Below are 12,484 nucleotides of genomic sequence, written 5' to 3'. Positions count from 1 at the left end.
AGGGAATTGTCGAAGTATCGTCGGTATTTATAAACTTTCTTTTTAAAAGAAGCGATGTATTATTGCCTTTACGGCTCAATTTATTTACATTGTTATTTGGTTATACACAAAAGTAATATATTGGGCAAAAAAGAGTTCTATTCAATAGGGCTCTTTTTATAGATAGAAAGGAGTAAGCGATAAATGAAAGAAGCTATTGAATGTCCACAGTGTGAAGGGAATATTACTGCGCAACATATTATGGATCTCCCGCATCCTTTTTCATTCAGGTGTCCACATTGTAAGGTGAAATTAAAAGAAATGAGGATCACACCATGTTTAATATTAGTGGCAATTTGTATCATTCCACTATTTATTATGATTGGAGAGAGTATTAAGGAATTACTAGTAAAATATTTTTCTATTATAGACGGTGTACCAACTGTACTTATTTTCTTCTTATTTTGTTATCCATTGTATTATTTCTATGAAAAATATAATGCTATATTGTTTATTAAATATGGTTTGCTGAAAGTTAAAAGTTAAATTGAATAGGAGATTATCATTATGCTTTGGAAAATATATTTAGTTATTGTAGCAATGTTAGCTATTATTTCGTTAGTAAGGGGTATGTTTCAAACACCAATTCAAAAGTTTGACTTTGTAGTATCTATTATTACGTGGATAGGGCTCTTTGGTTTTGTATTTGATATACAAATATTAACCTCGATTGTTTGGAAATGTATCTTCTTGTTTAGCGTCATTTGGACTTTAACTGCAGTTTTTGTTTTTCGTTTATATGAAGAGCGAGATGAGCCATTACCTTTTATATTTAAATTAATTGGCATTATTCCAACGCTTCCATTATATTACGGATTATATCAATATGCATTTTAAAAAAGACAACGATGGATTATCCCATCATTGTCTTTTTTACTTTGCTTCTTACATAAATCATCCCAGCAAATGTTAATAAAAATGCTGTCCCGATAATGAAGCTGATGCTAGGTGATGCTCCGATTGCGCCGACTGTAAAGGCGCCAGCAACAACTCCTAATGAGAAGAAGGCATAAAATAATCCGAATGCCTTTCCGCGATTATCGTCTGTAGTATTTTCAACGAGTAAAGCGTTAATAGACGGAAAGAGGATTGCGAATCCAATTCCATAAATCATCATTACGATAAAGAGCATACCTTTTGTAGCAAATAATCCGAGTAAAGATAATGCGAATGCCATAACTGCAATTCCGATTAGCATTAGTTTCGAACGATTAAATCGATCGTAAATACGATTTGTTGGAAGCAAGAAGAAGAGGATAGCAGTAATACCAAATACACTTAACATCATGCCTGTTGTAGATGCTTTAAGCGCTAATGCCTCAACTTTTACTGGTAACATATAAGTGACAATCCCTTGTGAAAACATTAATGTGAAAGCACCAATATATGCTTGTAATAACGGTTCTGATTTTAAAAGTTCAACCATATCTTCTTTGTTCATCATTTGCGTTCTTGATGTATCTTTTCTTGATACGTTATTTGGTAAGAAGAATAGAGATACGATCGTACCAAGAGCCATTAAAATAGAAATAGTAATAAAGACCCACTCTACGCCAGCTGTTGCTTTCATAATACCGCTGAAAGCAGGTCCTACGATTGCCGCTGTTCCAACAGCAGCACCAGATAGAGCCATTGCTTTTCCTTGTCTTTTTGCATTTGTTTGTTTTGATAAAAATGTAAAGGCAGCAGGAATTAAAAAGCCATCACTAAATCCATGCATAAAGCGAACAACTAATAGTTGTTCACCACTTTGAACAACGGTGTATAACAAGACTATGAAACTCGTAATTCCCATGCTTATATAAAGGATTTTTTTTGCACCAAATTTATCGACAGCGGCTCCAGCAATAATATTACCGATCATATTAGCGAATGAGTACATACCGACAACTAGCCCGATAATAAGAGGGCTTCCTCCAAGGCTTTGAGCGAAAGTACTCATAATAGGTAATTGTGAAAATGTATCTAAAAATGCCACGATAACGATAAAGTAAATAAAATATTTCAAGCGATATTCACCTCTCCTACGCTATTATGGCACAATGCTAATTTCACCTGCAATGAAATTGAATTAACAGATGTGGAAAAAAGTACAAAGTGACAAAATATTGAACGTTATTTGTAAAAAATTAGTGGGAATGTGATTGTTTTTTTGAAATATATGGATAGAAGTATTATAATAGAATTGTAAACTTCACCAGGTTAAGTATATACATAGAGAGGGATGTATAAAATGAAAGCACTACTTTGGCATAATCAACGTGATGTACGAGTAGAAGAAGTACCAGAACCAACAGTAAAACCAGGAACAGTGAAAATCAAAGTTAAATGGTGTGGTATTTGTGGGACAGACTTGCATGAATATTTAGCAGGGCCTATTTTTATTCCAACAGAAGAACATCCATTAACACATGTGAAAGCACCTGTTATTTTAGGTCATGAGTTTAGTGGTGAGGTAATAGAGATTGGTGAAGGAGTTACATCTCATAAAGTGGGAGACCGCGTTGTTGTAGAGCCAATTTATTCTTGTGGTAAATGTGAAGCTTGTAAACATGGACATTACAATGTTTGTGAACAACTTGTTTTCCACGGTCTTGGCGGAGAAGGCGGCGGTTTCTCTGAATATACAGTAGTACCAGAAGATATGGTTCATCACATTCCAGATGAAATGACGTATGAACAAGGTGCGCTTGTAGAACCAGCAGCAGTAGCAGTTCATGCAGTACGTCAAAGTAAATTAAAAGAAGGGGAAGCTGTAGCGGTATTTGGTTGCGGTCCAATTGGACTTCTTGTTATCCAAGCAGCTAAAGCAGCAGGAGCAACTCCTGTTATTGCAGTTGAACTTTCTAAAGAACGTCAAGAGTTAGCGAAATTAGCAGGTGCGGATTATGTATTAAACCCAGCAACTCAAGATGTGTTAGCTGAAATTCGTAACTTAACAAATGGTTTAGGTGTAAATGTTAGCTTTGAAGTAACAGGTGTTGAAGTTGTACTACGCCAAGCGATTGAAAGTACAAGCTTCGAAGGACAAACTGTAATTGTTAGTGTATGGGAAAAAGACGCAACAATTACTCCAAATAACTTAGTATTAAAAGAAAAAGAAGTTATTGGTATTTTAGGATACCGTCACATCTTCCCAGCTGTTATTAAATTGATTAGCTCTGGTCAAATTCAAGCAGAGAAATTAATTACGAAAAAAATTACAGTGGATCAAGTTGTTGAAGAAGGATTTGAAGCACTTGTAAAAGATAAAACCCAAGTGAAAATTCTTGTTTCACCTAAATAAGATAGAATCGAAAAAAGTAGCCCTTTTCTAGAAATAGAAGAGGGCTACTTTTTTTCTGTACAGAAAGGTGATAGACTTTCCTGTAACTAAAGGTATTTTGTTTGGAAGGGGAAGTCTAATGCTTTCATTTATGTTGACATTGAAACGGATGCTAAAAGCTTGTTTGCGAGCATGGAAAGATAAAGAATTTCAAGTGTTATTCGTATTAACAATTTTGACATTAATATCTGGTACAATCTTTTATAGTACAGTGGAGGGGTTACGTCCTCTGGATGCTTTATATTTTAGCGTTGTGACGCTGACTACTGTCGGTGATGGGCAATTTAGTCCCCAAACTGACTTCGGAAAGATATTTACGATATTATACATATTTATAGGGATCGGATTAGTGTTTGGATTTATACATAAGTTGGCAGTTAATGTACAATTGCCAAGTATATTATCGAATAGAAAAAAAGAGTAAAGCATGTGTATGCTTTACTCTTTTTTTACATTAGTTTAGACAAGCCTTAATAATAGTTTATTAAAATGAAAGTGTATTCATTCATTATATTCACTGTGTATAAAGTTATAATGATATGAACATTTGCATATTTTAATTTAGTGATAGAAATTTCGTGAAAGGTGGGATATTCTAGTCATAGGTTAACCGGACGACATCATAGGATCCTAACAAAATGTTTACAATAATTCAATTATAAAATGGAGGATTTTATATGAAAAAGAAAGTACTTGCTTTAGCGGCAGCTATTACATTAGTTGCTCCATTACAAAGTGTTGCATTTGCTCATGAAAATGATGGGGGACAGAGATTTGGAGTTATTCCACGCTGGTCTGCTGAAGATAAACATAAAGAAGGCGTGAATTCTCATTTATGGATTGTAAACCGTGCAATTGATATTATGTCTCGTAATACAACACTTGTAAAACAAGATCGAGTTGCACTATTAAATGAATGGCGTACTGAGTTAGAGAACGGTATTTATGCTGCTGACTATGAAAATCCTTATTATGATAATAGCACATTTGCTTCACATTTCTATGACCCTGACAATGGGAAAACTTATATTCCGTATGCAAAGCAGGCAAAGGAAACTGGAGCTAAATATTTTAAATTAGCTGGTGAGTCTTACAAAAATAAAGATATGAAACAAGCATTCTTCTATTTAGGATTATCTCTTCATTATTTAGGGGATGTAAACCAACCAATGCATGCGGCAAACTTTACGAACCTTTCGTATCCACAAGGATTCCATTCTAAATATGAAAACTTTGTAGATACGATAAAAGATAATTATAAAGTAACGGATGGAAATGGGTATTGGAACTGGAAAGGTACGAATCCAGAAGATTGGATTCATGGAGCGGCAGTAGTTGCGAAACAAGATTACGCTGGCATTGTAAATGATAATACGAAAGATTGGTTCGTAAGAGCAGCTGTATCACAAGAATATGCAGATAAATGGCGCGCTGAAGTTACACCAATGACAGGTAAGCGTTTAATGGATGCACAACGTGTTACTGCTGGATATATTCAGCTTTGGTTTGATACGTACGGAAATCGTTAAGTATTTGAAAAAGGTCAAATCTCAGAATAGAGTATTTGGCCTTTTTATTACTATACAATACATGGAGGTATGAAACGTGAAAGGTAAATTGCTAAAAGGTGTACTTAGCTTAGGGGTTGGTTTAGGAGCTTTATATAGCGGAACTTCAGCTCAAGCAGAAGCATCTACAAATCAAAATGATACATTAAAAGTGATGACGCATAATGTATATATGCTATCAACAAACTTATATCCGAACTGGGGACAAACTGAGCGTGCTGATTTAATCGGGGCGGCAGATTATATAAAGAATCAAGATGTTGTTATATTAAATGAAGTGTTTGATAATAGTGCTTCAGATCGTTTATTAGGCAATTTGAAGAAAGAATATCCAAATCAAACAGCAGTATTAGGTCGTAGTAGTGGAAGCGAATGGGATAAAACGTTAGGGAACTATTCATCTTCAACTCCTGAAGATGGTGGCGTTGCGATTGTGAGCAAATGGCCAATCGCTGAAAAGATTCAATATGTATTTGCAAAAGGATGCGGGCCAGATAATTTATCGAATAAAGGATTTGTATACACGAAAATTAAGAAAAATGATCGTTTCGTTCACGTGATTGGGACGCATTTGCAGGCTGAAGATAGTATGTGCGGAAAAACTTCACCAGCATCTGTACGTACGAACCAATTAAAAGAAATTCAAGATTTTATTAAAAATAAAAATATACCAAATAATGAGTATGTGTTAATTGGTGGTGATATGAACGTAAATAAGATAAATGCAGAGAACAATAATGATTCAGAGTATGCATCTATGTTTAAAACATTGAACGCTTCTGTACCATCTTATACTGGACATACAGCGACTTGGGATGCAACGACAAACAGTATTGCAAAATATAATTTCCCTGATAGTCCTGCCGAATATTTAGATTATATTATTGCAAGCAAAGACCATGCGAACCCATCGTATATAGAGAATAAGGTGTTACAGCCGAAATCTCCACAATGGACTGTTACATCGTGGTTCCAAAAATATACGTATAATGATTACTCTGATCATTATCCAGTAGAGGCGACTATTTCTATGAAGTAGTTTCAAAAAGTTTCTTCGTAAAGAAGAAACTTTTTTTATTTGCAAACAGGAAAATCATACTTTCTTTCCAATATGTATAAGACATATTGAAAAGAGGAGAGAAAAATGTGGATCGAGGAATTTTTAAAGAAGTTCCATTACCGTGTGCATTTTTGGATGAAGTGGCTTTAGATAGAAATATTCAATCGATTATAGAGTTAAGTGGAAATAAGAAGATTCGTATAGCGAGTAAATCGTTACGTTCTGTTCCGATTATGCAAAAAATTTTAGCTGCAAATGATCGATTTCAAGGTATTATGTGCTTTTCACCTAGAGAGACTTTATTTTTAATAGAACAAGGATTTAATGATTTATTGCTTGGATATCCTGCTTATGATGAAAGAGCTTTGTATGAAATTAGTTTGCTAACAAAGAAAGGTTTCATTATAACTTGTATGGTGGATTGTGAAGAGCATATTGTGTATTTAGAAAAAATTGCTGAGAAATCTAAAGGATGTTTTCGTGTTTGTTTGGATATTGATATGAGTAGTCGTTTCTTTCAATTTCATTTTGGTGTACAAAGATCCCCAGTAAAAAATGTGCAGGATGCGTTGAAAGTAGTAGAAAAGGTGAGAAGGTCATCATATTTAATGTTAGATGGTGTGATGGGTTATGAAGCTCAAATTGCTGGGGTGGGAGACCATATACCGAATCAATGGCTGAAAAGTAAAGTGATTTCGTATTTAAAGCAGAAATCAGTGCTAGAAGTGAAAGAAAGAAGAGAATATATTGTAAAAGCAATACAAAAACTTGGTATTGAGCTAAGGTTTGTAAATGGAGGCGGAACAGGAAGCATAAAAACAACTGAGAAAGATAATTCAGTTTCAGAGATTACAATAGGTTCTGCTTTTTATTCTCCGAAGCTGTTTGATTATTATAAAGAGGTGAAATTTCATCCAGCGGTCGGATTTGCCTTACCAGTTGTGCGTAAACCAGTCCCGTTTATTTACACTTGCCTAGGTGGTGGATATATTGCTTCAGGAGCAGTTGGAAAAGATAAAGAGCCTGAAGTTTGGAGACCGAAGGGTGCAAAACTATTAGCTTTAGAAGGTGCTGGCGAGGTACAAACGCCAATTTTTTATAACGGTGAGGAACGAGTGGATATAGGAGAGTCCATTTTGTTTCGTCATAGTAAGGCTGGTGAATTATGTGAGCGCTTTCCTTTTTTGTATCGTGTTAAAAAAGGAGAGATTGTTGGGGAGTATTCAACATATCGGGGGGATGGCCAATGCTTTCTATAAAGGGACAAAAGTGGAGGAATTGGACAGGGAATGTAGAAGGAACGCCGCATTATACGATGTATCCAGAAAGTATACAAGATGTAGTAGAAGTAGTGGGGCTTGCACGAAAAAAGGGGCAGAAAATTCGTGTTGTTGGTTCAGGACACTCGTTTACACCCCTTGTGCAAACGGAAGAAGTTTTAGTTTCTTTAGATGAATTGAAGGGCATTGTGAATATTGATGAAGAGAAGATGGTCGCTGAAGTGTGGGCAGGAACAAAGTTATATGATTTAGGGAAGTTACTTGAGGAAAAAGGTTATGCGCAAGAAAATTTAGGGGATATTGATTCACAATCTATTGCAGGAGCGATTAGTACGGGGACTCATGGAACGGGTATTACCTTTGGGAGCTTATCAACACAAGTTATAGAGATTACGGCAGTTTTATCTAATGGTGAGAGTATAGTTTGTTCGGAAGCTGAGAACGTAGAATATTGGAGAGCGTTTCAGTTGTCACTTGGAATGTTAGGTATCATTGTAAAGATAAAATTGAAGGTTATTCCAGCGTATTCACTCGTTTATAAAAGTGAAAAACAGTCATTATCTACTGTAATGAACAAACTAGAAGAGTATAAGAAGCATCGTCACTTTGAATTTTTCGTTTTTCCTTATTCTGATGAAGTACAAGTAAAACTTACGAACGAAACAACGAATCAAGGCAGTGATTTGAAATGGCATAAACTAAAGGTGGAGTTACTTGAAAATAGGATGTTCTCTTTACTATCTAAAGGGTGTAAATGGTTTCCTTCTATAAGTAAAGGAGTGAGTCGATTATCAGCTAAGGCTGTACCAAACACAAAAATAATTGGCCCGAGCTATGAAGTATTTGCTACATCACGTACGGTACCATTTTATGAAATGGAGTATAGCATTCCTTCAAAGTATATGAGGACTGTGGTAGAAGAAATCTCAAATATTATTGAAAAGAAAAAGTATAAGGTGCACTTCCCGATTGAATGCCGCTATGTGAAAGGTGATGATATATGGCTTAGTCCAGCCTATGGAAGAGATTCAGCGTATATCGCTGTTCATATGTATAAAGGTATGAAATATGCTGCTTACTTTGGCGAAATGGAAAAAATTTTTCTGAAGTATGAAGGGCGTCCGCATTGGGGGAAAATGCATACATTATCGTATGAGCAATTACAAGATATATATCCAGAGTTTCATTCGTTTTTACAGGCGAGGAAGTCTCTAGATGAACTTGGAATGTTTTTTAATCCTTATGCAGAAAAGTTATTTATCCCGCTATTTGCCGGGCAGTAAGACCCCCACTGATTAAAGTTTCACATTATGTATATAAAAAAGCTGACAAATAATTATTTGTCAGCTTTTTTTAGTGTAATTGCATTTCTTGTATGACTAATATGTTCATAAAAAAGTAGTTTATCACGGCTAAATACATGCAGTAAAACATGAATAATAAATAGGCCGTTAATGATAAATAGGAATAACAATGTAACGAGTAATACTAAAGGTTCTGTATGATTTAACATAGAGCTACTAGAAAGAATGTAATTGATTCCGCCTAACGCAAAATAAAATATACCGTAGCGAATAAATAGTTCTTTTAATGTAATACAATCTGATTTTCCTTTCAGGTGAATGCGAAGCAATGCTTTCCCAATTGTTTTTCCATTCGTAAAGTATGGAATAATAATAAAGTAAATAAGGATTGCACACGTAATGAAAATGAGTTCATATATATTGGTGTAAGATTGCATATTAGAAACGAAGAAAGAATTTCCTTTGTTTTTAACGACAGGTACAACGATAGATAAGAAAATCCAATCAATTTGCATCGCGATAAGGCGACGAATGAATCCGACTGGTTTCGTTTCCAAATCAATATGACTATCTAACTCATTTGTCTTCGGAAGGAAGTACGTAAATATTGGTGCAATGATAAAACCAATTACGCCACCTAATGTATTTAAAAACAAATCATCGATATCAAATAATCGGTATGCACAATTGTATATACCGTATAATCCAGTCACTTGTGTTAGCTCGAAAAATAGTGAAAGGAAAAAGGAAATGCAAATTGTTTGTAAGAAACTACGTCGGAAATAATAACGTAAGTAAATACCGAATGGAACAGTTAATAGAACATTAAATGCAACTTGTAAAAACGCAGACTCTTTTAATAAGTAGAAATAAGTAGCTGGTTTCGTTAAAACTGCCGATGTATGACTACTAATCTCTTGTATGAAATAAAATGGTGAGAGTTGCATGTGTTGTGTATTAGCCGGTTGTAGGCTACAAGTATCAAACGTTTGTGGTAATGGCAAAATAACAAGAAAATAGGCATTTAATAAGTAAAGTAATAATGAGTATAAAATAAATGAGCGCCATTTATTTAAATAACCGTATTTTCGATAATTAAATATTAAAAAAGGGATTAAAAGAAACATTGCTAAAAAGGGAAATAAAATAAACGCTGTTTTCACTGGAAATAAATATGCAGTCAAAGTAAAACTCCTTTCAATAAAAATTCGTTTATCATTATAGCGCTAAAAATATTTAAATACAAAGTTAAAATCTTTCGAAATAGAAATAATTACTAATTTTATAGGAATTAAGTTATAATAAATTTAATATGAGGATATTGTGATTATATAAGTTGAGAGAGGGTACAAGAGATGCGATATGAACTTTTTTCTGTAAGTGGGGATCATATTACGACTTTTGAAAGTGCATGGCGTTTTCAGGAGGGAGAACAGATTTTTGTTCATGATGATCAAACAAAAAGAAACTTTATTATTATTCGTCTGACGCATGATGTATTTCAACAAAATAAACATGTTATTCGTTTGTATTGTCAAGAGAAGAAAGTGTATGCATAAGAGAAGCCCTCTTACAGTATGAAAAGTAAGAGGGGCCTTATCTCGTTATTTGTGAACAGCCCGATTGATGAGAGCTGATTAAAGTTCTACTTTATCATTTTTCCCCTCGTAAGGAATAAAAAGAGAAGGGTTAATATACATAGGTAGCATTTGATTTGTAAGAAAGGATATAGCTTTGTATTTTATGCTTCAAAGTTTCATTGTTTTCTCTTTGAGAAAGCCATGTATGGTAATCTTGCTGTGTTTTCCATAACGTACGAATCATATATTCTGCCTTATCATTTGTACGATGAACATGTGAAAACTCTATGTTAATACAACCATTCGTTCCGGGAGAAGGATAATATTGTTTAAGCCCATAAAGTAGCTCACTTTCATATCCGTACTTAATGTGAATGAGTTTAGTAACAATAAACATATAAACACCTCTTTTACGATAATAGTAGGAAAGATAGAATTACTGTAATAGTGAACTTAAATAATATTATAATATTCAGAAAATTCAAAATAAATAATAGGTTTTAACTTAATACAGGTATAAAAAAGCGAGTCATCTAGTGTAATAGAATGACTCGCTTTCGATTTGTAAGTTTCACTTTATAAGAAAATAAGAGTAAGTACACCTACGATAATACAATAGAAAGAGAAATATTTTAAATTTCCTTTTGCCATAATGTTCATAAACCATTTTAGTGAAATGTACGTCATGATAAATGTTGCGATGAATGCAACGACATATGGTACGAATAATGTGTCTAGATTTGGATCATTTGCAATGTCTGTAATGCTTAACAATAAGCCACCTAAGCTAACAGGAATGTATAGTAAGAATGAGAAGCGAAGAGCTGTTTCTTGCTTCATCCCAAGTAACATTGCTGCCACGATTGTGGCACCAGATCGGCTTATTCCGGGAATCAGTGCGCAAGCTTGTGCTAATCCGACGATGATTGCATCTTTCATAGAAAGGTCGCCATCATTTTTACGACCGCGTAAATTTCTAATAATCCAAAGGCCGACAGCAGTAATAAGAAGGGAAATCCCAACCATCTTCACACCTTTTAAGTACTGATCAATGTAATCTTTAAATAAAACACCAATAACACCTGCTGGAATGGTTGCAATAACAAGATAAATAATAAAGAAGAAATCTGATTTTGCGTCTTCTGCTCTTGTAAATATATAAGAGAGACCATTCTTCGTTAGACGAATTAAATCATTTCTATAAATAAGTAATACAGCTAATAATGAAGCTGAATTAACAAGTAGTTCGAAGCTAAACCCTTCTATTTTTAGTCCTAGCAAATGTTGTGCTAAAACGAGGTGACCACTTGAAGAAATCGGAATTGGTTCTGTTAGTCCTTGGAACAGCCCGAGAATTAAATATTTTAAAACGTAGTAAAATTGTTCCATAATAACCTCCTTGTTTATTAGTTGAAAGAAACAACTTTTCCATTATAACAAAGATATGGATGAATATTGAAAAGAAATAAATATTCGAAATAAAATAAAAATCCCTTATAGCAGTATAAGGGATTTTTATTTTTAATTAAGAATTTACTGTTCCTTGAAGACTTTTAGACAATTGAACATCGACTTTTTCAGCATCATGAATATGATTCATAATAGTAGTATTTAATTTTTGGAACATTTGTTGTGTGTTAGCGAATTCTCGTAATATGTCATCATTACAAGATTTTTGGTTTTCAATAGCCTTAATAACATTTGTAGCACCATTTTGTAACGTTTGAATCATAACTAAAATATTTTCAATTCTAGCGTTTGTATCGGCGCTCATTTCTACACCTTCATCGACTAAATGTAAATTATCTTTTGTGTTATCGTATGCTTTTTCAATTTCTTCTTGAATTTTTTTCGTTAAGTTGCCGATGTTTTTTGTACTTTCTGCTGTACTTTCTGCTAGTTTTCTTACTTCATTGGCAACGACAGCGAATCCTTTACCGTGTTCTCCAGCACGTGCGGCTTCAATACTCGCATTTAAAGCAAGTAAATTTGTTTGTGCTGCAATGTTTTGAATGACTTCTACAATTTGCTCGATTTCCTTTGAGCGTTCGCTTAGATGATTCATACTATTAGACGTGCGTTGGGATTGTTCACCTAATTTATTAATTACAATAAGTAAGCGGTGAACGGATTCTTTTCCTTCATTAGAGCAGTCAATAATTTCTGCAATAGACTGAATTAAGCTTTGTTCCTTTTGCAACATTTCATTATTTAACTCATTGGAATGTGTCGTACGTGTTGAAACATTTTCGAAACATGAACTTAATTGTTGAACTAAATTTTGGAGTGTATTGTGTTGGTTATTTACAAGTTGGTGCTCTTGGACAA

The 12,484-nt window shown here is 34.1% G+C and carries 13 protein-coding genes and 1 pseudogene; 9 read left to right on the top strand and 5 right to left on the bottom strand.

Going from position 1 to position 12,484, the window contains the following annotated elements:
• Positions 1-183 precede the first annotated feature (183 nt).
• Together ACTJJY_RS13450 and ACTJJY_RS13445 are read left to right on the top strand one after the other, a co-directional pair.
• Complete coding sequence (locus ACTJJY_RS13450) at positions 184-525, top strand: hypothetical protein (RefSeq protein WP_440605710.1); 342 nt, start codon at positions 184-186, stop codon at positions 523-525.
• Between the two features lie 21 nt (positions 526-546).
• A complete protein-coding gene (locus ACTJJY_RS13445) occupies positions 547-876 on the top strand; it encodes a hypothetical protein (protein ID WP_000964465.1) in 330 nt (109 codons plus the stop codon).
• A gap of 16 nt (positions 877-892) precedes the next feature.
• On the opposite strand, the gene ACTJJY_RS13440 is transcribed toward ACTJJY_RS13445, so the two are convergent.
• The gene (locus ACTJJY_RS13440; protein ID WP_440605709.1) at positions 893-2,047 is read right to left on the bottom strand and encodes an MFS transporter; all 1,155 of its coding nucleotides are present in this window, start codon (positions 2,045-2,047) and stop codon (positions 893-895) included.
• A gap of 225 nt (positions 2,048-2,272) precedes the next feature.
• On the opposite strand from ACTJJY_RS13440, the gene bdhA reads away from it, so the two are divergent.
• The 6 genes from bdhA to ACTJJY_RS13410 all read left to right on the top strand — a co-directional run bounded on the left by bdhA (position 2,273) and on the right by ACTJJY_RS13410 (position 8,555).
• A complete protein-coding gene (gene bdhA, locus ACTJJY_RS13435; RefSeq protein ID WP_000645827.1) occupies positions 2,273-3,325 on the top strand; it encodes a (R,R)-butanediol dehydrogenase in 1,053 nt (350 codons plus the stop codon).
• 118 nt (positions 3,326-3,443) lie between these two features.
• Positions 3,444-3,788: a potassium channel family protein gene (locus tag ACTJJY_RS13430; protein WP_000948244.1), complete on the top strand. Its 345-nt coding sequence runs from the start codon at positions 3,444-3,446 to the stop codon at positions 3,786-3,788.
• Between the two features lie 253 nt (positions 3,789-4,041).
• On the top strand, positions 4,042-4,893 hold the full coding sequence (gene cerA / locus ACTJJY_RS13425; RefSeq protein ID WP_000730997.1) for a phospholipase CerA: 852 nt from the start codon (positions 4,042-4,044) through the stop codon (positions 4,891-4,893).
• A 76-nt stretch (positions 4,894-4,969) separates the two neighbouring features.
• Complete coding sequence (sph, locus tag ACTJJY_RS13420) at positions 4,970-5,971, top strand: sphingomyelinase C (RefSeq protein ID WP_000676799.1); 1,002 nt, start codon at positions 4,970-4,972, stop codon at positions 5,969-5,971.
• Between the two features lie 107 nt (positions 5,972-6,078).
• Complete coding sequence (locus tag ACTJJY_RS13415; RefSeq protein WP_440605708.1) at positions 6,079-7,251, top strand: amino acid deaminase/aldolase; 1,173 nt, start codon at positions 6,079-6,081, stop codon at positions 7,249-7,251.
• The gene (locus ACTJJY_RS13410; protein ID WP_440605707.1) at positions 7,239-8,555 is read left to right on the top strand and encodes a D-arabinono-1,4-lactone oxidase; all 1,317 of its coding nucleotides are present in this window, start codon (positions 7,239-7,241) and stop codon (positions 8,553-8,555) included. Before ACTJJY_RS13415 ends, ACTJJY_RS13410 begins: the two co-directional genes overlap by 13 nt.
• 53 nt (positions 8,556-8,608) lie before the next feature.
• Here the strand turns inward: ACTJJY_RS13410 and ACTJJY_RS13405 are convergent, their stop codons facing one another.
• A complete protein-coding gene (locus tag ACTJJY_RS13405) occupies positions 8,609-9,760 on the bottom strand; it encodes a VanZ family protein (protein WP_440605706.1) in 1,152 nt (383 codons plus the stop codon).
• 171 nt (positions 9,761-9,931) lie between these two features.
• Here ACTJJY_RS13405 and ACTJJY_RS13400 point away from each other — a divergent pair, with 171 nt between their 5' ends.
• Positions 9,932-10,135 carry a hypothetical protein gene (locus ACTJJY_RS13400; protein WP_001268332.1) on the top strand — a complete coding sequence of 68 codons (204 nt, stop codon included), beginning with the start codon at positions 9,932-9,934 and terminating at the stop codon, positions 10,133-10,135.
• A 130-nt stretch (positions 10,136-10,265) separates the two neighbouring features.
• On the opposite strand, the gene ACTJJY_RS13395 is transcribed toward ACTJJY_RS13400, so the two are convergent.
• The 3 genes and pseudogenes from ACTJJY_RS13395 to ACTJJY_RS13385 all read right to left on the bottom strand — a co-directional run.
• Positions 10,266-10,553 carry an antibiotic biosynthesis monooxygenase gene (locus ACTJJY_RS13395; RefSeq protein WP_440605705.1) on the bottom strand — a complete coding sequence of 96 codons (288 nt, stop codon included), beginning with the start codon at positions 10,551-10,553 and terminating at the stop codon, positions 10,266-10,268.
• 179 nt (positions 10,554-10,732) lie between these two features.
• Entirely contained in the window at positions 10,733-11,545 is an 813-nt protein-coding gene (locus ACTJJY_RS13390) for an undecaprenyl-diphosphate phosphatase (protein ID WP_000434794.1), read from the bottom strand.
• Between the two features lie 136 nt (positions 11,546-11,681).
• Positions 11,682-12,212, bottom strand: a pseudogene (locus ACTJJY_RS13385) (methyl-accepting chemotaxis protein); the annotation flags it as partial.
• Between the last annotated feature and the right edge of the window lie 272 nt (positions 12,213-12,484).

The sequence above is a fragment of the Bacillus sp. 22475 genome, assembly GCF_052044835.1.
Taxonomy (GTDB): domain Bacteria; phylum Bacillota; class Bacilli; order Bacillales; family Bacillaceae_G; genus Bacillus_A; species Bacillus_A cereus.
The sequence above is the reverse complement of the archived record's forward strand: the minus strand, read 5'-3'. Positions and strand labels throughout refer to the sequence as shown.